The organism is Modicisalibacter sp. MOD 31.J (genome assembly GCF_020147985.1).
GTDB classification, from domain to species: domain Bacteria; phylum Pseudomonadota; class Gammaproteobacteria; order Pseudomonadales; family Halomonadaceae; genus Modicisalibacter; species Modicisalibacter coralii.
In genome coordinates this window covers 119,047-140,476 of the sequence record NZ_JAGXFF010000001.1, presented here as the reverse complement: position 1 = coordinate 140,476, position 21,430 = coordinate 119,047, and the positions used below count along the sequence as shown (strand labels likewise).

Sequence of the window (21,430 nt, the reverse complement as noted above, 5' to 3'; positions counted from 1 at the left end):
CCGCCCGCTAGAAAAGATCGAGTTGCTTCTTCACCGGGGCGAAGGAGCGGCGATGCTCGGCCAGCGGGCCCAGACGCTCCAGCGCCGCCAGGTGTTGCGGTGTCGGATAGCCCTTGTGACGGGCGAATCCGTAGTCGGGAAAGCGCGCGTCGAGGGCGACCATCTGGGCATCGCGGGCCACCTTGGCGAGAATCGACGCGGCGCCGATGGCCGGATGACGGGCATCGCCCTTGACCACCGCCTGGCCGGGAACATGATGCCCGGGCAGGCGATTGCCGTCCACCAGCAGGTATTCGGCGGCCACGCTCAGGGCGTCGACCGCCCGGCGCATGGCCAGGTGGGTGGCATGATAGATGTTGAGCGTGTCGATCTCGTCCGGCGACGCCTCGCCGATGGCGAAGGCCAGCGCCTGCTCGCGGATCGCGGTGTCCAGCGCCAGACGACGTTTCTCGCTGAGCGCCTTGGAGTCGCCCAGGCCATCGATCGGCCGCCGCGGGTCGAGGATCACCGCGGCGGCGACCACCGACCCCACCAGTGGACCGCGACCGACCTCGTCGACCCCGGCGAGACGCTCGCCGGTGTAGTCGAGGACGATCTCCGCGCCGCCCCGATAGCCGGCGATGACGTGGCGACATGGCTGCAACGACAGCGGCCGATTCATGCGCCCGCCTCGACGCGCCCGGTGTCCTCGGCCGGCAACGCCCTGCCTGCCGCCACCGCCAATACGGCCGCGGCGGCACGGGCGCTGGCGCCGCGCTGCAGTTCGGCGTGCATGGCGGCGAAGCGCGACTCCATGGCGGCTCGTGCCTTGGCGTCGTTCAACCAGGGGCGCAAGTGTTCGACGATCGCCGTGGGCGTGGCGGCATCCTGGATCAGCTCGGGCACCAGCGACTCGCGGGCGATCAGGTTGGGCAGTGAGATCCACGGGGTCTTGACCAGATGCCGGGCCAGCCAGTGGGTCGCCGGCGCCATGCGGTAGGCGACCACCATCGGCCGATGACAGAGCATCGCCTCCAGCGCCGCCGTCCCGGAGGTCAGCAGCACCGCGTCGCTGGCGACCATCGCCTCGCGGGCGCGGCCGTCGAGCAATCGCGTGCGCGCCTGCAACCCGGGGCGCGTCGCGAGCAGCGCCTCGAGTTCCTGGCGTCGCTGCGGCGAGGCGGCGGGGATCACCAGTTGCAGGGCCTCGGTCTCGGCGCTCAGGCGCTCGGCGACATCGAGGAAGGTCGCCCCCAGAAAGCGGATCTCGTTGCCGCGCGAGCCGGGCAACAGCGCCAGCACCGGCGACTCGGCGTCGAGCCCCAGTTCACGGCGCGCGGCGAGGCGATCGTTGGTCAATGGCAGTTCGTCGGCGAGCGGGTGACCGACGAAGGCCACCGGCACGGCGTGGCGGCGGTAGAAGGCGGCCTCGAAGGGCAGGAAGGTGAGCATGGCATCCACCGCGCGCCGGATGCCCTTGATCCGCCCCTGCCGCCAGGCCCACACCGAGGGACTGACGTAGTGCACGGTGGGCACGCCCGCCTCGCGCAACTGGCGCTCCAGCCCCAGGTTGAAGTCGGGCGCATCGATGCCGATCATCACGTCGGGCCGCCAGGCCAGGGCGTCACGCTTCAGGTGAAGCCGGACCTTCACCAGCCCGGGCAGGTGCTTGAGCACCTCGACCAGCCCCATCACCGACAGCGTCTCCAGCGGATAGAGACTCTCCAGGCCCGCGGCGATCATCCGCGGACCGCCGATGCCGCGAAACTCGACGTCCGGATGACGCGCCCTGAGCGAGCGCATCAGCCCCACGCCCAGGTTGTCCCCCGAGAGTTCGCCGGCCACCAGATAGACACGCATCGCAGTGGCGCCGCTCAGCGGATGATGCCGCGGGTCGAGGCCCTGAGCGAGGCGATGAAGGTCGCGACCGCGTCCTGGCCGGCATAGCGGGCGGTCAGCTCGTCCAGCGCCTGCTCGAGGGTCAGCCCCTGGCGGTAGACGACCCGATAGGCTTCCGACAGGGCCTTGAGCGCCTCCCGGGAGAAGCCGCGACGCTTGAGCCCCACCAGGTTGAGCCCATGCGCCTGGCCCGGATTGCCGTTGACCATCAGGTAGGCGGGGATGTCCTTGGTGACGATGGACCCCCCCCCGCACATGGCATGCTCGCCGATGTGGCAGAACTGATGGATCGCGGTCAGACCGCCAAGGATCACGAAGTCGCCGAGGGTGACGTGGCCGCCCAGCGTGGCCTGATTGGCGAGAATGCAGTCGTCGCCGATCACGCAGTCGTGGCCGACGTGGGCATAGGCCATGAACAGGTTGCGGCTGCCGATGGTGGTCTCGCCACGATCCTGAACGGTGCCGCGATGCAGGGTCGCGCCCTCGCGCACCACGTTGTCGTCGCCCATCACCAGACGCGTGGGCTCACCGGCGTACTTCTTGTCCTGGCAGTCCTCGCCGACGGAAGCGAACTGGAAGATACGGTTGCGCTCGCCCAGCCGGGTCGGCCCCTTGAGCACCACATGGGGGCCGATCCGGCTCCCGGCGCCGATCTCCACGTCGGCGCCGATGACGGTGAACGGTCCCACCTCGACGTCGTCGGCCAGACGTGCGGCGGGGTCGACGATGGCGGTTGGATGAATCAAGCGACCTTCCTCTCGGCACAGATGATGTCGGCCTCGCAGACCAGTTCATTGTCGACGGTCGCGCGACAGGCGAATTTCCAGATACTGCGCTTGGCGAAGATCACCCGCGCTTCCAGGCGCAACTGATCGCCGGGCATTACCGGGCGCTTGAGGCGGACGTTGTCGCTGCCCACGTAATAATAGACGTAGCCGTCGCGCGGCAGCTTGTTGACGGTCTTGAAGCCGAGGATACCGGCGGCCTGGGCCAGTGCCTCGATGATCAGCACGCCGGGCATGATCGGATGGTGGGGGAAGTGGCCGTTGAAGAACGGCTCGTTGATGCTGACGTTCTTGCGGGCAACGATGGATTCGCCGAGTTCGAGTTCCACCACCCGATCGACCAGAAGAAACGGATACCGGTGCGGCAGATACTCACGAATTTCGTTGATGTCCATTACCATCGATGCGACCTCTGAATGTGCGGGATGCCTGCTCGCAGGGCAGGCATTGCCGGGCGGGGCCTCCCCCGCCGCGTTGATTTTGACGCCGGATTATAGCGTCGCCGACACGGGCTGGCAGCCGCCGTCACGGGCGGCTGTCACGCTCCAGCCGTGTCAGGCGTTTGGCGATGTCGTCGAGCTGCTTGAAACGCACGGCATTCTTGCGCCACAGCGCGTTGTGCATGGCACCGGTGCCCGAGGAGTAGACACCCGGCTCGGTGATCGAGTTGGTGACCAGGCTCATGCCGGTGACCTGCACGCCGTCGCAGATCGTCAGATGACCGGAGAGCCCCACGCCACCGCCGAGCATGCAGTGGCGGCCGACCTTGGTGGATCCGGCGATGCCCACGCAGCCGGCCAGCGCGCTGTGATCGCCGATCCGGACGTTGTGGGCGATCTGCACCTGGCTGTCGATCTTGACGTCGTTGCCGATCACGGTGTCGCCCAGCGCCCCGCGATCGATGCTCGAGCAACTGCCGATCTCGACGTCATCGCCGAGCACCACGCCGCCGAGCTGGGCGATCTTGTGCCAACCGCCACCGTCGTGGGCGAAACCGAAACCATCGCCGCCGATCACGCAACCACTGTGGAGAATCGCCCGCTCGCCGATCACCACGCCGTGATAGACGGTGACGTTGGCGTAGAGGCGTGATCCCGCACCGATCACCGAGTCGGCCCCGACCACGCTGCCCGGGCCGACCACCACGTCGTCACCCAGTTCGGCGCCGCTCTCGATCACCGCCTGCGCCTCGACGCTCACGTTGCGCCCCAGGGTGACGCCGTCGGCGACCACCGCCGAGGGGTGGATGCCGCTGACCGGCCGCGCCGCCATGGGGTCGAACAGCCGCGAGAGCTCGGCGTAGGCCAGATAGGGATTGTCGAGCTCGAGCCGCGGCACCGGGCACTCCGCGGCATGCGCCGGATGAATCAGCACCGCGGCGGCCCGGGTCCGGGGCAGGTATTTCAGATAGGCCTTGTTGGCCAGAAAGCTGATGTCCTCCGGGCCGGCATCGCTGAGCGTGGCGAGACCGCTGACGCGGCGCTCGCCGTCGCCGACGAGGGTCGCTCCCAGACGCTGGGCCAGATCGGCGAGGGAGCTGGAAAAGGGCTTGGCTGTCTTCATGTCATCGGCGAGACGGGCGGCGAGCGCCCGGCGTATCAGTTGGCATTGAGGATGCGGGTCACTTCCTGAGTGAGATCCAGGCTGTCGTCGCGGTAGACCACGGCATCGCGGTCGAGCACCACCTTGACGTGGTGCTCGTCGACCACCTTCTGGATCGCCTTGTCGAGCCGCGGCTTGGCGGACTGCAGGAAGGCCTGCTGCTTCTCCTGCTGGGTCTGCTGGATCTGTGCACGCAACTGCTGGAAGCGTTGCCCTTTCTCGCTCAGTTCCTGCCGGACCTTCTGGCGCTCGTTGTCGGACATCACCGCGCCGTCCTTCTGCAGCTTCTGCTGGAGCTGCTGGAGCTGCTTGCCGAGGTCGTCGGCCTGCTGGCGCTGGGCGCTGGTCTGGTTACGCAACTCGTTCATCGAGCGCTGGGCGGCATCGGACTGCATCAGCGCCTCGCGCCAGTCGAGCACGGCGACGTCACTCGCGTAGGCGGGCACCGCCGCCAGGGCACCGAGCAGGCACAGGGCCCCGGTCAGTTTGCGCATGCTTTTCTCCTTGTTGGGTCTCACCGCCTCAGAAGGTCTGGCCGAGGGAGAACTGGAAGACCTGGGTATCGTCACCGCTCTTGTCGTTGAGCGGCTTGGCCACGCTGAAGGTCAACGGCCCCACCGGGGTCAGCCAGGAAAGGCCCAGACCGACGCTGTAGCGCAGCTCGTCGAGGTGGACCCCGCTTTCACAGTTGGAACTCTCCCCGTCGGGCACGTCATAGCACTCGGTGAGGAAGGTGTTGCCGGTATCGAGGAACACGCTGGTCTGCAGCGAGCGATGATCGTCGACGAACGGGAAGGGATAGATCAGTTCGACGGAGCCTTCGAGCAGCACGTTGCCGCCGAGGGTATCGTCGTCGCCGTCGTTGCGCTTGGTGGTCCTCGGCCCCAGGGTGTTGCCGGAGAAGCCGCGCACCGAGCCCAGGCCCCCGGCGTAGAAGTTCTCGTAGAACGGATAGGGATCGTTGCCGATGGTGTCGGCGTAACCCAGCGTCGAGGCGAACTTCAGCGACCAGTCGGGCGAGAGCTCGAACAGCTTCTGACCGCGATAGCGCAGCTTGTAGTACTGGGCATCGGAGCCGGGCACCGCCGTCTCCAGCGAGACGCGCTGATAGCTGCCGTCGGTGGGCAGGATGCCGCGGTTGAGGTTGTTGCGCGTCCAGCTGCTGGTCAGCTTGTAGCTGGCGGCATCCTTGCCCTGGCTGTCGACGTATTCGACGATCTCATAGGGCGTGTCGTCATAGGTCTTGACAGACAGATTCTCGAGGCCCACCCCGAAGTTCAGCCGGGTGATGTCGTTGATCGGATAACCGAAGTTGATGTCGCCGCCGAAGGTATCGGTGGAATAGGTCGAAATATCGGAATCTTCGTAGTCGGTCTCGCGGTAGTAGACGTTGAAGCCGCGAGAGATGCCGTCCAGCGTCCAGTACGGATCGGTGAACCCGAAGTTGAGACTGGTGTAGGTGTCGCTGCGCTGGGCGCCGATATCCACCTGATTGCCGGTCCCGAGGAAGTTCTTCTGCGACAGCGAGGCGCCATAGATCACCCCGGCGGTCTGCGAGAAGCCGACGCTCGCCGAGATCGAGCCGGACGGCTGTTCCTGGACGTTGTAGGTGACGTCAACCTGATCGGGCTCGCCGGATACCGGGCGCGTCTCGACATCGACCTGCTTGAAGAAGCCCAGCCGCTCGAGGCGCTGCTTGGACTGGCTGATCTTGTCGGTGGACGCCGGCGCGCCCTCCAGCTGAATCATCTCGCGGCGCAGCACTTCATCCTGGGTGGTGGTGTTGCCCTCGAAATTGATGCGCCGCACGTAGGCCCGGTCACCCGGCTCGACCAGGAAGGTCACGTCGACGGTGTCGCCGTCCTTGTCAACCTCGGGCACGCTCTCGACATTGGCGAAGGCGAAGCCCTCGGCGCCGAGTTTCTGGCGCAGCGCCTCGGCCGAGGCGGTCAGCGTGCTGCGCGAATAGACGTCGCCGGATTTCGCGGTGATCAGCTCGCGCGCCTTGGCTTCGGAAATCTTCAAGTCCCCGGCGAACTTGATCTGATCGATGCGGTAACGCTTGCCCTCGTTGACGTTGATGGTCACGAAGATCTTCGACTTGTCGGGGCTGATCGCCACCTGGGTGGAGGTGATGGCGAAGTTCACGTAGCCGCGATCGAGATACCAGGAGCGCAGCGACTCCAGATCGCCGGACAGTTTCTCGCGAGAATACTCATCGTCGGAGAACCAGCCGAAGAACCAGCCGGGACGATCCTCGAGCTGCAACTGGTCACGCAGGGTCGCGTCGGAGAAGGCCTGGTTGCCGACGATGTTGATCTGGCGGATCTTGGCCACCGCCCCTTCGTTGACCTTGATGTCCACCTGCACGCGGTTGCGGCTCACCGGCTCCACCTCGGTGTCGATGGTGGCGCTGTAGCGTCCCTGGGCATGATAGAGCTGCTCGAGCTGACGCTGGACCTCGTCGAGCGTGGCGCGCTGCAGGACCTGGCCCTCGGCGAGCCCGGTGTCCTTCATGCCCTTGCGCAGGTCATCGTCGGAGATCTGCGAGTTGCCCTCGATGTCGATCTCCGAGATCGAGGGGCGTTCGACGACGTGGACGATCAGCACGTCGCCGTCGCGGGCCAGACGGACGTCCTCGAACAGCCCGGTATCGAAGAGCTGCTTGGCTGCGTCGGCCAATTCACGGTCATCGACGCGCTCGCTGGCGGCGATCGGGAACGCGTTGAAGACGGACGCGGCGGAAACGCGCTGCAGCCCCTCCACGCGAATGTCCGACACGGTGAACGATTCCGCCAGGGCCGTCTGGGTGCTACAGAGCAGTAGTGCCGCCAATCCGATGATCTTGAGTTTCATGCAATCGCTTCGCTCGAGTTGTTCCGCCAGCTCGCTGAACAGGCACCTTATACATTTACTTGGGCCGCTGACAAGGTTGGCCACGACGCGTGTCTCTTGTCGCGGCGCAGCGACGCCAAGCGCTTCATGACGGCGCTAGGCTTTATCTGAAAAGTCGACGAGCGAAGGCCAGACAAGGCAAAAATCGGCGAAAGAGCGGAGTTTACGGGGGTGTAAATGAGCATCTTGAGCCGATTTTTAACGCCGTATGGGCGAGCGCAGTACTTTTCAGGCATTGCCTAGAGCCGCATCAGATCGAAATACAACGCCATCAGCATCAGGGTCCCGACCAGCGCCATGCCGATACGCAGCCCCGCCGCCTGGGCCCGCTCCGACACCGGACGTCCGCGCACCGCCTCGATCAGGTAATAGACCAGATGGCCGCCGTCGAGCACCGGGATCGGCAGCAGATTCAGCACGCCCAGGCTGATCGACAGGTAGGCCATGAACCCGATGAAGCTCTCCAGACCGCTGCGCGCGGTGTCGCCGGCGATTCGCGCGATGGTGATCGGCCCCGACAGATTGCTCGGCGAGATCAGCCCCTGCAGCATCTTGCGGATCGAATCCAGCGTCAGCCAGGTCATCTCCCCGGTCTTGTTCAGCGCCTGACCGACCGCCGCCAGCGGGCCGTAGCGGATCTCGCGACGATAGGCCTCGGGCCAGCTCACCGGCGCCACGCCGGCACCGATGTAACCGATGGTTTCCCCGTCCTGCGCGTGGCTCGCCGGGGTCAGCGTCACCTGACGGTGGTGACCGTCACGCTCGACGTCCAGCGTCAGCGAGTCGCCGGGATGGGCCCGGACCGTCTCGACGAAGGCCATCCAGTCGGCGACCGGCCGGCCGTCGATGGCCACGATGCGGTCGCCGGCCTGGAGTCCGGCCCGGGCCGCCGCGCCCTCATCGAGAATCCGCCCGAGCACCGCCGGCGTATCGGGGCGCCACGGGGTGACCCCCAGGCTCGACAGCGGCTGCGGCGGGTCCTGGCCCACCAGGTAGTGACTGACCGGTACCCGATGCAGGCGCGGCTCGCCGCCGGCGTCGGCATCGCGCACCGCGATGTCGAGCGGGCGGTCGGTGCCGATGGCGGCCAGCAGCTCGAGGTTGACCGCCTCCCAGGTGGGGGTGGCGTCGCCCTCGACCGACACGATCTCCTGACCGCCAGCCAGGCCGCCGCGCGCCGCCGGCGAGTCCGGCGTCACCTCGCCGATCACCGGCGCCACGGCGCTGGTGCCCATGATGAACAGCAGCCAGTAGACGGCAACCGCCAGCAGGAAGTTGGCCAGCGGTCCGGCCACCACGATGGCGATGCGCTTCCAGACACGCTGGCGGTTGAAGGCCCGGTGCCGCTCGCCGGCATCGACCGGCCCCTCGCGCTCGTCGAGCATCTTGACGTAGCCGCCCAGCGGGATCGCGGCGATCGCGTATTCCGTCCCCTGGCGGTCGACCCGCGACCACAGCGGCTTGCCGAAGCCCACCGAGAAGCGCAGCACCTTCACCCCGCAACGCCGGGCGACCCAGAAATGGCCGAACTCGTGGAAGGTGATCAACAGGCCCAGTACCACGATGGCCGCCAGGATGTTCTGAATCGCGTCCATCCGTTTCTCCTCGCGTTAACGCGCCATCGCCAGCGACGCGATGCGCTGGCCGGCAAGCCGCCGGGCGCGGGCGTCCTCGGCGAGAATCCGCTCCAGTTCGTCCGCGGGCTGTACGTGGCTCGCCTCGAGCACCGACTCGACGACCTCGGCGATGCCGGCAAACCCCAGCCGCCCGTCGAGGAACGCGGCCACGGCGACCTCGTTGGCGGCGTTGAGTACCGCCGGGGCCGTGCCGCCGGCAGCCATTGCCTCGCGAGCCAGCCGCAGGCACGGAAAGGCACCCTCGTCGGGCGGCTCGAAGTCGAGCCGAGCGATCTGGAACAGATCGAGACGCTCGACGCCGGCGGCGATACGCTCGGGCCAGGCCAGCCCGTAGGCGATCGGCGTGCGCATGTCGGGATTGCCCAGTTGGGCGATCACCGAGCCGTCGCTGTAGGCCGCCATGGAGTGGATCACGCTCTGCGGGTGAACCACCACCTGAATCTGCTCGGGGCGTGCGGCGAACAGCCAGCAGGCCTCGATCAGTTCGAGGCCCTTGTTCATCAGCGTGGCACTGTCCACCGAGATCTTGCGGCCCATCGACCAGTTGGGGTGCGCGCAGGCCTGTTCGGGGGTGACGGCGCGCAGCGCCTGTGCCGTCCAGCCACGAAACGGCCCCCCCGAGGCGGTCAGCAGCAACTGGGTCACGCCCACGCCCCCCAGGCTCGTCCGGGCGTCGGGGGGCGGCAAGCACTGGTAGATGGCGTTGTGTTCCGAGTCGATCGGCAGCAGCCGGGCACCGCAGCGGGCGACCTCGTCCATGAACAGGGCACCGGACATCACCAGCGCCTCCTTGTTGGCGAGCAGCACACGCTTGCCGGCGCGCACCGCCGCCAGCGTCGGCAACAGCCCCGCCGCACCGACGATCGCCGCCATCACCACATCGACCTCGCCGGCCTCGGCCACCTCGACCAGAGCCGGCTCACCGGCACGCACCTCGATCGCCAGACGCGCCTCGGCGAGGCGTTCGCGCAACCAGGCGGCATCCACCTCGCGGGAGAGGACGGCCACCGCCGGGCGATGACGACGGCACTGCTCGAGAAGCACCTCGCGTCGGGTGCCGGCGGTCAGGGCATGAACGCGATAACGCTCGGGATGGCGGGCAATGACGTCCAGGGTGCTGGCGCCGATCGAGCCCGTGGCCCCCAGCACGGTGACCGTCTGCGGGCCCCGCGCGGTGGAAAGCTCACTCATCGGGGTCTCCTCAATGCCACAGCCGGAGCAGGGCGAACAGCGGTACCGCCGCGGTGAGGCTGTCGATACGATCGAGTATGCCACCATGGCCCGGCAACAGCCGCCCGGAATCCTTGATGCCCCGCCAGCGCTTGAACATGCTCTCAAGCAGATCGCCGAGTACCGATACCAGGGTGACCCCCACGGTGGTCACCACCAGCCACAGGCCGTCGCCCGGCGACAGCGAGAACCCCAGGGCATAGCCCAGGGCCAGCAGCGCGGTGACCGCCATGCCGCCGTAGACTCCCTCCCAGGACTTGCCGGGGCTCACCCGGGGTGCGAGCTTGCGACGCCCGAAGCGACGGCCGGCGAAGTAGGCCCCGATGTCCGCCAGCCAGACCAGCAGCAGCACATAGAGCAGCCACTGGGCGCCGCTGTCGCGCAGCTGCACGAAACCGGCCCAGCAGGGCAGCAGCACCCACAGTCCGATCGCCAGTCGGGCCGTCACGCTGCGCCACTGGCGCCCGCGGTCTGGATAGCCGGCGACCCAGTAGATGCTCACCAACCAGCCCGCACAGGCCACCCACAGCGGCCAGGCGGCATTCACGGCGTCCGAGTACCAGCCCGCCAGCATCAGCAGCGCCAGCAAGGCAACATAGCCGAGCCGCCCGGCGATACCGGCGACCCCGGCAAGATTGGTCCACTCCCAGCCGGCGAGCAGGATCACGGCGGCGGTGAACACGGCGAAGGCACCGCCGGAAAGGCCGAACAGCCCGGCCAGCACCAGCGGCGCCAGAATCACGGCGGTAATGATGCGCTGTCTAAGCACCCTGAGCCTCGATCTGTTCCTGGGTCATGCCGAAACGACGCTGGCGGCGACGGAAGTCGTCGAGCGCCTCGTCGAAGGCATCACCCCCGAAATCGGGCCACAGTAACGACGAGAAGTGGAATTCGGAGTAGGCCAGCTGCCAGAGCAGGAAATTGGACACCCGCAATTCGCCGCTGGTGCGGATGCACAGGTCGACCGGCGGCGCGCTGGCGCGACCGATCTCGGCGTCGAGCGAGGCTTCGTCGATCTGCTCGGCCGTCATCTCGCCGGCCTCGACGCGCCGGGCCAGGCGCTGCGCGGCCAGCGCGATATCGCGCTGGCCACCGTAGTTGGCGGCGACGATCAGATGCAGGCCGGTGTTGTCGCGGGTCAACGACTCGGCCCGGGCGATGTACTGCTGGATGGTCTCGGAGAACCGCTCACGCTCGCCGATCACCGACAGCCGGATGCCGTTGTCGTGCAGCTTCCTGACCTCGCGCTTGAGCACCATCAGGAACAGCTCCATCAGCGCGCGAACCTCGGCGGGTGGCCGCTTCCAGTTCTCGCTGGAGAAGGCGAACAGGGTCAGGGTCTCGATGCCCCGTTCGGCCGCCCGGCGAATCACCGCACGCACGGCCTCGACGCCGGCCCGATGACCACGCACGCCCGACAGCCCGTGCGCACGGGCCCAGCGATTGTTGCCGTCCATGATGATCGCCACATGGCGTGGCAGGTTTTGCGACTGCTGTGAACTCATGGTATCTCGCGCGTGGCACCATCCCTGCCCGAGCGGCGCGCCGCCGCCCGGGCGCGCATCAGACCTGCAGCAGGTCGTGCTCCTTGCCTTCCAGCAGCTTGTCGATCTCGGCGACGTACTTGTCGGTCAGCTTCTGGATCGCCTCCTCGCCCTGATGCTCGTCGTCCTCGGTGATGGCCTTTTCCTTGAGCAGCGCCTTGATGTCGCTGTTGGCGTCGCGACGCACGTTGCGCACCGCAACGCGGGCATTCTCGGCCTCACTGCGCGCCTGCTTGATATAGCCGCGACGGGTTTCCTCGGTCAGCGCCGGCATCGGCACGCGGATCACCGAACCGGCGGTGGCCGGGTTGAGTCCCAGATCGGAGGTCATGATCGCCTTCTCGACCTTGGGCACCATCGACTTCTCCCAGGGCACCACAGCGAGCGTGCGGGCATCCTCGACGTTGACGCTGGCCACCTGGTTGATCGGCATCTGCGAGCCGTAGTACTCCACGGTCACCGCATCGAGGATGCTCGGGTGGGCGCGCCCGGTGCGGATCTTGTGGAAGTTGGCCTGCAGCGACTCCAGGCTCTTCTTCATGCGGACTTCCGCATCCTTCTTGATCTCGTTGATCACGGTTTCAACCTCTGTCTATCAGCGTTCCTTCCTTACCACCCACGACCAGGTTGAGCAACGCTCCGGGCTTGGTCATGTCGAACACGCGGACCGGCATGTCATGGTCCCGTACCAGGCAGATGGCGGTCAAATCCATCACCCCGAGCTTGCGGTCGAGGACTTCGTCGTAGCCGAGCTTGTCGTACTTGACGGCGTCGGCGTGATGGACCGGATCCTTGTCGTAGACACCGTCGACCTTGGTGGCCTTGACCACCACGTCGGCATCGATCTCGATCCCCCGCAGACAGGCCGCGGAATCGGTGGTGAAGAACGGGTTGCCGGTGCCGGCGGAGAAGATCACCACATCGCCCGAGGTCAGATAGCGGATCGCCGTGCGCCGGTCGTAATGCTCGACCACCCCGCTCATGGGGATCGCCGACATCACCCGCGAGCGGATGTTCGAGCGCTCCAGCGCATCACGCATGGCCAGGGCGTTCATCACCGTGGCCAGCATGCCCATGTGGTCGCCGGTCACGCGCTCCATGCCCGCGGCATGCAGCGCCGCACCGCGAAACAGGTTGCCCCCGCCGACCACGATCCCCACCTGAACCCCGATACCGACCAGCTGGCCGATCTCCAGCGCCATGCGGTCGAGCACCTTGGGATCGATGCCGAACTCACCGTCGCCCATCAACGCTTCGCCGGACAACTTGAGCAGAATACGCTTGTACTTCGACTTGTCGCTACGCTCCGGTGACTTGGCATTGCGGTCGGGAATGGCAGGCATGCGGGATTCTCCTGGTAACGGCGGGATGTGACTGCCGGTGGCTGACCACCGGCCGGATACACGATGGCGTGCGCCCTAAGCGCACGCCATGCGACAACCAGAAGCTAGGACCTCAGCTACGGCGAGCCTGTTCCATCACTTCCTTGGCAAAATCGACTTCTTCCTTCTCGATGCCTTCGCCGACCTCGTAGCGGGTGAAGCCGACCACTTCGCCACCCTGCGACTTGACGTAGTCGGCGACGCTGGTGTTCGGGTCCTTGACGAAGGGCTGCTCGGTCAGGCTGTTCTCGGCGAGGTACTTCTTGAGACGGCCCTGGACCATCTTCTCGGCGATGTTCTCCGGCTTGCCGGCCATGTCGGGCTGGGCCAGGATGATCGCCTTTTCCTTGTCGAGCTCTTCCTGCGGCATGTTCTCGGGATGCGCCACCGACGGGTTGATCGCCGCGACGTGCATGGCGACGTCCTTGGCCGCCTCGGCGTTGCCGCCCTTGAGGGTGGTCAGCACGCCGATCCGGCCGCCGTGGACATAGGCACCGACCACGCCGTCGGCCGGGGCCTCGACGACCACCGCGCGACGCACGCTGATGTTCTCGCCGATCTTCTGGACCAGCTGCTCGCGGGCGGTCTCGAGCTCGCCGTCCATCAGGCCGGCGACGTCCTCGCTCTTGGTCTCGAAGACCTTGGCCAGGACCTGGTCGGCAAACGCCTTGAAGTTGTCGTCGCGGGCGACGAAGTCGGTCTCGGAGTTGACCTCGAGCATCACGCCGTAGGTGCCGTCTTCAGCGACGCGAGTGACGATCGCGCCTTCGGCGGCGGTACGACCGGCCTTCTTGGCGGCCTTGAGGCCGGAGTTCTTGCGCAGGTCCTCGATCGCCTGCTCGATGTCGCCGCCCGCCTCGGTGAGTGCCCTCTTGCACTCCATCATGCCGAGACCGGTGCGTTCACGCAGTTCCTTGACCAGCGATGCGCTGATAGCTGCCATAGTGATAAACCTCTGAAAATTCGACGTCGGATAAACGAAAGGCAGAGTCCTCTGCCAGGTATCGAAACACGAGTGGGTTGCGCGACGAAGGGGGCCTCGGCCCCCTTCGCGTACCCCGACCGATCGCGGCGCCAGACTAGCCGGCGAAGATGACAGTCAGGATAGGCGCGACACGCTCACTCGGCGACTTCGTTGTTCTCGGTCACTTCGACGAACTCGTCGGGACGCCCTTCCTTCGCCTTGGCGCTGGCGTCGGCGATCGCCTGGACGTAGATCTGGATGGCACGAATCGAGTCGTCGTTGCCCGGGATGACGTAGTCGACGCCGTCCGGATCGGAGTTGGTGTCGACGACACCGATGACCGGAATGCCCAGCTTGTTGGCTTCGTTGATGGCGATGCGCTCATGGTCGACGTCGACCACGAACATCGCATCCGGCAGGCCGCCCATGTCCTTGATACCGCCGATGGCGCGCTCGAGCTTGTCCTGCTCGCGGGTCGCCATCAGGACTTCCTTCTTGGTCAGCTTCTCGAAGGTGCCGTCCTCGCGCATCGCTTCCAGCTCACGCAGGCGCTTGATCGAGACACGGATGGTCTTGTAGTTGGTCAGCATGCCGCCCAGCCAGCGATGGTTGACGAACGGCTGACCGGCGCGGGACGCCTCTTCCTTGATGATCTTGCTGGCGGCGCGCTTGGTGCCGACGAACAGGATCTTGTTGTTGGCGGCAGCCATCTTCTCGACCACGGCGGCAGCGTCGTTGAGCGCCGGCAGGGTGTGTTCGAGGTTGATGATGTGGATCTTGTTGCGCGCACCGAAGATGAACTTGCTCATCTTCGGGTTCCAGTACTTGGTCTGGTGGCCGAAATGGGCGCCTGCCTTGAGCAGGTCACGCATGTTGACTTGCGCCATGGGGATGTCTCCTGATGAATCGGGTTAGGCCTCCATGCACCCCATGGATCCGACCGCGGCACGCCTGTCGGCGTCGACCTCGGCACCCGGGACCATGTGACGGTGCATGTGTGTTTTCAAGGCGTTGATGATATCGCCGCCTGCCGCTCGCGCTGCCCGACCGGGCCGTGAGCGCATTGCAGTCAAGCGCGCGGCTTTATACCATAGAATGATGCTCAGATGAAGCCGTCGGTGCCTTGCCCGGCGGCTCTCGCCCCCATTTCCCGACCCGAGATTCCATGAACGTCCCGATCAATACCCCCGACGATATCGAGAAGCTGAAGATAGCCGGACGCTGCGCCGCCCAGGTGCTCGAGATGATCGCCGAACATGTCCGCCCGGGCATCTCGACCGGCGAGATCGACAAGCTGTGCCAGGACTACCTGGAGCAGGAGCTGGGCTGCGTATCGGCCACCATCGGCTACCACGGTTACCAGCACGCCACCTGCATCTCGCTCAACCATGTGGTGTGCCACGGCATACCCGATTTCAGCAAGGTGCTGAAGAAGGGCGACATCTTCAATATCGACGTCACCGTGATAAAGGATGGCTACTACGGTGACACCAGCCGCATGTTCGTGGTCGGCGAGAACATCAAGGGCGAGCGGCTCTCCCAGGTGACCCAGGAGTGCCTGTACAAGTCGCTCGCGATCGTCAAGGAAGGCACCCGCCTGTCCGACATCGGCAAGACGATCCAGGCCCACGCCGAAGACAACGGCTACAGCGTGGTGCGCGACTTCTGTGGCCACGGCATCGGCAAGAATTTCCACGAGGAACCGCAGGTATTGCATTATGACGGTTACGAGCCGCACAACGACCTGGTCCTCGAGGAAGGCATGTGCCTCACCATCGAGCCGATGATCAATGCCGGCAAGCACCAGACCAAGGTGCTCAAGGATGGCTGGACGGCGGTCACGCGCGACAAGTCCCTTTCGGCCCAGTGGGAGCATACGCTGGTGGTCACCAAGGACGGCTGCATCGTCACCACGGCGCGTCACGACGAGGACCTGGCGTTTCTCGACGGCTGACACGCCGCCCGGGCTGCGCCCGCCCCACCGGCCACGCCCCATCCTCGGAGAGCCATCGCGCATGCTGCTGCACCACTACCGCTTCGTCCCCGACGAAACCCTGTTCGACGTCGACGCCTTTCGCGCCGAACTCGACACCAGCCGTGCGCCGATCCCCGTGTACAAGCAGGCGCTGCGCGAGCTTCAGGAGCGCCTCGATGCGCGCTTTCGCGCCGGCACCGACATCCGCGACCTGATCCACGGCCGCGCCTGGTGCCTGGACCGGCTGCTGGCGATCGCCTGGGAGCGTCACGCCTGGCCGGACGACGGCGTCGCCCTGCTCGCGGTGGGTGGCTACGGGCGCGGCGAGCTGCACCCGCACTCCGACATCGATCTGCTGCTGCTGCTCGAGCACGATGACGACACGCCCTACCGCGAACCGCTGACCGCCTTCATCACCTTTCTCTGGGACATCGGTCTGGAGATCGGCCACAGCGTGCGTTCGCTGGCCGACTGCGAGCGCGAGGCACGGGGCGACGTCACGGTGATCACCAACCTGCTCGAGACACGCACCCTGGCCGGTCCCGAGCCGCTGCGCGCGGCGATGACCGAACGCCTGTCGAGCCAGCACATGTGGCCGCCGGCGCAGTTCTTCGAGGCCAAGTGGCAGGAGCAGATCACCCGCCACTACAAGCACAACAACTCCGAGTACCAGCTCGAGCCCAACATCAAGAGCTCGCCCGGCGGGCTGCGCGACATCCAGATGATCGGCTGGGTGGCCAAGCGCTACTTCGGCCCGCTGCGCTACGAGGAAGTGGTCGCCCAGGGCTTCATGAACGATGCCGAGCTGCAGATTCTCAGCCAGGGGCAGGCCTTTCTCTGGCAGGTGCGCTACGCGCTGCACATGCTCACCGGCCGCGCCGAGGATCGCCTGCTGTTCGACCACCAGCGAGCCGTCGCCGAGCTGTTCGGCTATCGCGACTCGCCGGAACGCCTGGGCGTCGAGCAGTTCATGAAGCGCTACTACCGTCACGTCACCGCCCTGGCCGGGCTCAACGACATGCTGCTGCAGCATTTCGACGAGATGATCCTGCGCGCCGACGAGGCGCTCGAGACCCGCCCGCTCAACGCCCGCTTCGAGATCAAGGGCGGCTACATCCAGGCCCGCCACCCGCGGGTCTTCCGGCGCCGACCCGGGGCGCTGCTCGAGCTGTTCCTGCTGATGGCCCAGCACCCCGAGATCGAGGGCGTGCGCGCCGAGACCATTCGCCTGATCCGCGATCACCGCCATCTCATCGACGCGGGCTTCCGCGACGACCTGCGCCACCAGAGCCTGTTCATGGAACTGCTGCGCAGCGGCGGCAACGTGCCCCGCCAGCTCCGCCGCATGAACCGCTACGGCATCCTCGGCAAGTACCTGCCCGAATTCGGTCAGGCGGTGGGGCTGATGCAGCACGACCTGTTCCACCTCTATACGGTCGACGCTCACACCCTGCGACTGCTCAAGTTCATCCAGCGCTTCCGCGAGCCCTGTGGACGCGAGGACTTCCCGGTCGCCGCCACCCTGGTCCACCAACTCCCCAAGCTCGAACTGCTGTGGATCGCCGGGCTCTACCACGACATCGGCAAGGGCCACGGCGGCGACCATTCGCTGATCGGCGCCCAGTACGTCACCGAGTTCGGCGAACGCCACGGCCTCACCCAGCGCGACACCCGGCTGGTCGCCTGGCTGGTGGAACATCACCTGCTGATGTCAAAGACCGCCCAGAAGCGCGACATCTCGGACCCCGACGTGATCCGCGAGTTCGCCCGCCAGATGCGCGACGAGGTCCATCTCGACTACCTTTACGTCCTCACCGTCGCCGACATCACCGCCACCAACCCCTCGCTGTGGAACGGCTGGCGGGCGGCGCTGCTGCGCCAGTTGCACAGCGAGACCAAGCGCGCCCTGCGCCGCGGCCTGGAGAACCCCATCGACCGCGACGACTGGATCCGCGAGACCCGCACCGAGGCGCTCGCCCTGCTGCGCACCCTGGGCGCCGACGAGGCCGAGGTCGAGACACTCTGGGACACCCTCGGCGACGACTACTTCGTCCAGTACACGCCCAGCGAGATCGTCTGGCACACCCAGGGCATCCTCGCCCACGCCGGCTCGCCGCTGCCCATGATCCTGGTCAGTGCCCCCGCCGAGGACACCAGCGAGGGCGGCACCAAGGTGTTCATCCACACCCGCTCGGTCGATGATCTGTTCGCCGCCACCGCCGCGGCGCTCGACCAGCTCGACCTGTCGATCCACGACGCGCGCATCGCCACCTCGAGCAACGACTGGACGCTCAACACCTTCATCGTCCTCGACGACGACGACGAACCGATCCGCGAACCCGCCCGGCTCGAGCGCATCCGTCACCATCTGATCGAGGAGCTCGACGATCCCGACGACTACCCGCAGATCGTCAGCCGCCACACGCCGCGCCAGCTCAAGCACTTCCGCGTGCCCACCCAGGTGCTGATCGAGCAGGACCCGGCCAACGCGCGTACCATGCTCGAGCTGATCGCCCCCGACCGCCCGGGGCTGCTGGCCCGCGTCGGACGGATCTTCATGGAGCAGCACATCGCCCTGTCGGCGGCCAAGATCGCCACCCTGGGCGAGCGCGTCGAGGACGTCTTCTTCATCACCGACAAGAACGGCGAGCCGCTCACCGACCCCGAACGCCAGACCCAGTTGCGCCAGCGCCTGTGCGAGACCCTCGACGTGTGACGCCCCGGGCATGAACTTGCCCGGACAGGCGGCGAGTGCAGCCAGGTCCCGGAAACATTCCCGGCATTTGAGGGGGCCCCACGGCTTCCCTATAATCGAGGGCTTCGCGCCGCACGGCACTCATAACGACACGATGCCCGCTAGACGGGCCGCTGGCACCTCATGAACCCCGATCTAGACGCCCTCAAGCCCTACCCCTTCGAGAAGCTCGCCGCGCTCAAGGCCGGGGTCCGCCCCGCCGACCGATCGCCCATTGCGCTGACCATCGGCGAGCCGCAGCACGCCCCGCCCGCCGAGGTGCTCGAGGCGCTCGCCCGCCACGAGGGCGACGTCGCCCGCTACCCGGCCACCGCCGGCCTGCCCGAGCTGCGCGAGACCCTCGCCGGCTGGGCGACGCGGCGTTTCGGCCTCGCCCCGGGCAGCCTCGATCCAGCGCGCCACGTGCTGCCGGTCAATGGCACCCGCGAGGCGATCTTCGCCTTCGTCCAGGCCGCCATCGACCGCCGCCGCCCGGCAAAGGTGGCGATGCCCAACCCCTTCTACCAGATCTACGAGGGCGCGGCGCTGCTCGCCGGCGGCGAGCCGCTGTATCTCGACTGCAACGCCGACAACGCCTTTCGTCCCGACCTCGACGCCGTGCCGGCCGAGGTCTGGCGCGAGGTCCAGGTGGTCTTCGTCTGCTCGCCGGGCAACCCCACCGGCGCGGTGACGCCGCTCGAGGAATTCGAGACCCTCATCCGTCTGGCCGACGAGCACGATTTCATCGTCGCCTCCGACGAGTGCTACTCGGAACTCTACCTCGACGAGGCCGCACCGCCACCGGGGCTGCTCGAGGCCTGCGCGCGGCTGGGACGCGACGACTATCGGCGCTGCATCGTCTTTCATTCGCTGTCCAAGCGCTCCAACCTGCCGGGGTTGCGCTCGGGTTTCGTCGCCGGCGACGCCGCGCTGATCGAACCGTTCAAGCGCTTTCGCACCTACCACGGCTGCGCCATGCCGCTGCACGTGCAGAAGGCCTCGATCGTCGCCTGGAACGACGAGACCCACGTGCGCGCCAATCGCGACGCCTACCGCGAGAAATTCGCCGCGGTGACCGAGATTCTCGCCCCGGTGATGGACTTCGCCGCGCCCCGGGCGAGCTTCTACCTGTGGCCGGCGGTGCCGGGCGGCGACGACGAGGCCTTCACCCGCGAGCTGTTCGCCGCGGAACACGTCAGCGTGCTGCCCGGGCGCTACATGTCCCGGGACGGCGCGAACGGCAACCCCGGCGCGGGGCGGGTGCGCCTGGCCCTGGTCGCCGAGGCCGCTGCCACCGCCGAGGCCGCGCGGCGCATCCGCGCCTTCATCGAACGCCGCTATTGAACGGAAATCGACCATGAACACGCTCTACGGCATCAAGAGCTGCGACACCTGCCGCAAGGCGCGCAAGGCACTCGATGCCCGCGGCATCGCCTACCGCTATCACGACCTGCGCGAGGACGGCCTCGACGCCGGGACGCTGGCACGTTTCATCGACCTCACCGGCCTCGAGACGCTGCTCAATACCCGCAGCACCACCTGGCGCGGGCTCGACGAGACCGAGCGCCAGGCCGCCCGGGACGACGCCGAGCGCGCCCGGGCGCTGATCCTGGCACACCCGACGCTGCTCAAGCGCCCGCTGCTCGACACCGGCGAGACGCTGATCGTCGGCCGAGCGCGCGACGATTACGCCAGCCTGGCCTGACCGCCCCTTTCCACTTCCCTTTTCAGGAGACCCCCACATGCTGAGTTTCGCCCTCGGGATCGGCAACCAGAACACCCAAGGCGACTGGCTGGACGTCTACTATCCGACGCCGCTGTTCGCCCCCGACGCCGCGCTGGTCGACGCCGCCCGCCAGGCGCTCGACGCCCCCGCCGGCAACGCCGCGGTGAGCTTTCTGCCCGAGCACTGCGACGCCCTGGCCGAGGCCCTGAAGGCCGCCGGCGACACCGAGCAGGCCGAACTCGCCGCGGCGCTGGCCGCCAGCCATCGTCCGCTGGTCGCCACCTTCCTCGAGGTCGACCAGCCGCCGCAGAGCGTGCCCGAGGTCTATCTCAAGCTGCACCTGCTGTCACACCGTCTGGTCAAGCCGCACGGCGTCGACCTCACCGGCATGTTCGGCCTGCTGCGCAACGTCGCCTGGACCAGCGAGGGCCCGATCGACGTCGAGGAACTGCCGGCCCGGCGCCTGCGCGCCCGCCTGGCGGGTCGCGCGCTGTCGGTGGACTGCGTCGACAAGTTCCCCAAGATGACCGACTACGTGGTGCCCAGGGGCGTGCGCATCGGCGATACCGCCCGCGTGCGCCTCGGCGCCCATCTCGGCGAGGGCACCACGGTGATGCACGAGGGCTTCGTCAACTTCAACGCCGGCACCGAAGGGCCGGGCATGGTCGAGGGGCGCATCTCCGCCGGGGTGATGGTCGGCAAGGGCTCCGACCTGGGCGGCGGCTGCTCGACCATGGGCACGCTCTCAGGCGGCGGCAACATGGTGATCAAGGTCGGCGAGGGCTGCCTGATCGGCGCCAACGCTGGGATCGGCATTCCGCTGGGCGATCGCTGCACCGTCGAGGCCGGGCTCTACGTCACCGCCGGCGCCAAGGTGGTGATGCTCGACGACCGCGGCCAGGAAGTGCGTACCGTGGCGGCACGCGAGCTGGCCAACCAGAGCGACCTGCTGCTGCGTCGCAATTCGCTCAACGGGCGTATCGAGTGCCTCACCAACAAGAGCGCCATCGCGCTGAACGACGCGCTGCACGCCAACGATTGACCCACGGCGCCCGCCCCGCGGGCGCCCTGCTTTTCA

20 protein-coding genes are annotated in these 21,430 nt (G+C 67.0%); 5 read left to right on the top strand and 15 right to left on the bottom strand.

Features of this window, described 5'->3' with window-relative positions; genetic code table 11:
* Positions 1-7: 7 nt before the first annotated feature.
* The 15 genes from rnhB to rpsB form a co-directional block, all read right to left on the bottom strand.
* Positions 8-661 carry a ribonuclease HII gene (gene rnhB, locus KGR00_RS00655; protein WP_224418093.1) on the bottom strand — a complete coding sequence of 218 codons (654 nt, stop codon included), beginning with the start codon at positions 659-661 and terminating at the stop codon, positions 8-10.
* Complete coding sequence (gene lpxB / locus KGR00_RS00650; RefSeq protein WP_224418094.1) at positions 658-1,839, bottom strand: lipid-A-disaccharide synthase; 1,182 nt, start codon at positions 1,837-1,839, stop codon at positions 658-660. Before lpxB ends, rnhB begins: the two co-directional genes overlap by 4 nt.
* Positions 1,840-1,853: 14 nt before the next feature.
* Positions 1,854-2,624 carry an acyl-ACP--UDP-N-acetylglucosamine O-acyltransferase gene (gene lpxA, locus KGR00_RS00645; RefSeq protein ID WP_129140210.1) on the bottom strand — a complete coding sequence of 257 codons (771 nt, stop codon included), beginning with the start codon at positions 2,622-2,624 and terminating at the stop codon, positions 1,854-1,856.
* Positions 2,621-3,064, bottom strand: coding sequence for a 3-hydroxyacyl-ACP dehydratase FabZ (gene fabZ, locus KGR00_RS00640; protein ID WP_129140209.1), 444 nt, complete (start codon positions 3,062-3,064; stop codon positions 2,621-2,623). The genes lpxA and fabZ overlap by 4 nt, the downstream gene beginning before the upstream one ends.
* Positions 3,065-3,188: 124 nt before the next feature.
* On the bottom strand, positions 3,189-4,226 hold the full coding sequence (lpxD, locus tag KGR00_RS00635) for a UDP-3-O-(3-hydroxymyristoyl)glucosamine N-acyltransferase (RefSeq protein WP_224418095.1): 1,038 nt from the start codon (positions 4,224-4,226) through the stop codon (positions 3,189-3,191).
* Between the two features lie 35 nt (positions 4,227-4,261).
* Positions 4,262-4,759 carry an OmpH family outer membrane protein gene (locus tag KGR00_RS00630; protein ID WP_224418096.1) on the bottom strand — a complete coding sequence of 166 codons (498 nt, stop codon included), beginning with the start codon at positions 4,757-4,759 and terminating at the stop codon, positions 4,262-4,264.
* 28 nt (positions 4,760-4,787) lie between these two features.
* Positions 4,788-7,121, bottom strand: coding sequence for an outer membrane protein assembly factor BamA (gene bamA, locus KGR00_RS00625; RefSeq protein ID WP_224418097.1), 2,334 nt, complete (start codon positions 7,119-7,121; stop codon positions 4,788-4,790).
* 278 nt (positions 7,122-7,399) lie between these two features.
* On the bottom strand, positions 7,400-8,755 hold the full coding sequence (rseP, locus tag KGR00_RS00620; RefSeq protein WP_224418098.1) for a sigma E protease regulator RseP: 1,356 nt from the start codon (positions 8,753-8,755) through the stop codon (positions 7,400-7,402).
* Between the two features lie 15 nt (positions 8,756-8,770).
* Positions 8,771-9,988, bottom strand: coding sequence for a 1-deoxy-D-xylulose-5-phosphate reductoisomerase (ispC, locus tag KGR00_RS00615; RefSeq protein ID WP_224418099.1), 1,218 nt, complete (start codon positions 9,986-9,988; stop codon positions 8,771-8,773).
* 10 nt (positions 9,989-9,998) lie between these two features.
* The gene (locus KGR00_RS00610) at positions 9,999-10,796 is read right to left on the bottom strand and encodes a phosphatidate cytidylyltransferase (RefSeq protein ID WP_224418100.1); all 798 of its coding nucleotides are present in this window, start codon (positions 10,794-10,796) and stop codon (positions 9,999-10,001) included.
* On the bottom strand, positions 10,789-11,532 hold the full coding sequence (gene uppS / locus KGR00_RS00605; RefSeq protein ID WP_129140203.1) for a polyprenyl diphosphate synthase: 744 nt from the start codon (positions 11,530-11,532) through the stop codon (positions 10,789-10,791). The genes KGR00_RS00610 and uppS overlap by 8 nt, the downstream gene beginning before the upstream one ends.
* A gap of 58 nt (positions 11,533-11,590) precedes the next feature.
* Entirely contained in the window at positions 11,591-12,148 is a 558-nt protein-coding gene (gene frr / locus KGR00_RS00600; RefSeq protein WP_129140202.1) for a ribosome recycling factor, read from the bottom strand.
* Between the two features lie 4 nt (positions 12,149-12,152).
* Entirely contained in the window at positions 12,153-12,914 is a 762-nt protein-coding gene (pyrH, locus tag KGR00_RS00595) for a UMP kinase (RefSeq protein ID WP_129140201.1), read from the bottom strand.
* A 112-nt stretch (positions 12,915-13,026) separates the two neighbouring features.
* Positions 13,027-13,896, bottom strand: a complete 870-nt coding sequence (gene tsf, locus KGR00_RS00590) for a translation elongation factor Ts (protein ID WP_224418101.1) — start codon at positions 13,894-13,896, stop codon at positions 13,027-13,029.
* Positions 13,897-14,072: 176 nt separating this feature from the next.
* Positions 14,073-14,804, bottom strand: coding sequence for a 30S ribosomal protein S2 (gene rpsB / locus KGR00_RS00585; protein ID WP_129140199.1), 732 nt, complete (start codon positions 14,802-14,804; stop codon positions 14,073-14,075).
* Between the two features lie 278 nt (positions 14,805-15,082).
* Between rpsB and map the strand changes: the two genes are divergently transcribed.
* The 5 genes from map (at position 15,083) to dapD (ending at position 21,394) form a co-directional block, all read left to right on the top strand.
* Positions 15,083-15,871 carry a type I methionyl aminopeptidase gene (map, locus tag KGR00_RS00580; protein WP_224418102.1) on the top strand — a complete coding sequence of 263 codons (789 nt, stop codon included), beginning with the start codon at positions 15,083-15,085 and terminating at the stop codon, positions 15,869-15,871.
* 61 nt (positions 15,872-15,932) lie between these two features.
* Positions 15,933-18,608, top strand: a complete 2,676-nt coding sequence (locus tag KGR00_RS00575; RefSeq protein WP_224418103.1) for a [protein-PII] uridylyltransferase — start codon at positions 15,933-15,935, stop codon at positions 18,606-18,608.
* Positions 18,609-18,770: 162 nt separating this feature from the next.
* The gene (gene dapC, locus KGR00_RS00570) at positions 18,771-19,970 is read left to right on the top strand and encodes a succinyldiaminopimelate transaminase (RefSeq protein ID WP_224418104.1); all 1,200 of its coding nucleotides are present in this window, start codon (positions 18,771-18,773) and stop codon (positions 19,968-19,970) included.
* Positions 19,971-19,983: 13 nt separating this feature from the next.
* Positions 19,984-20,331 (top strand): ArsC family reductase, encoded by a 348-nt coding sequence (locus KGR00_RS00565; RefSeq protein WP_224418105.1) that lies wholly within the window; start codon positions 19,984-19,986, stop codon positions 20,329-20,331.
* Between the two features lie 37 nt (positions 20,332-20,368).
* Positions 20,369-21,394: a 2,3,4,5-tetrahydropyridine-2,6-dicarboxylate N-succinyltransferase gene (gene dapD, locus KGR00_RS00560; protein WP_129140649.1), complete on the top strand. Its 1,026-nt coding sequence runs from the start codon at positions 20,369-20,371 to the stop codon at positions 21,392-21,394.
* Positions 21,395-21,430 lie beyond the last annotated feature (36 nt).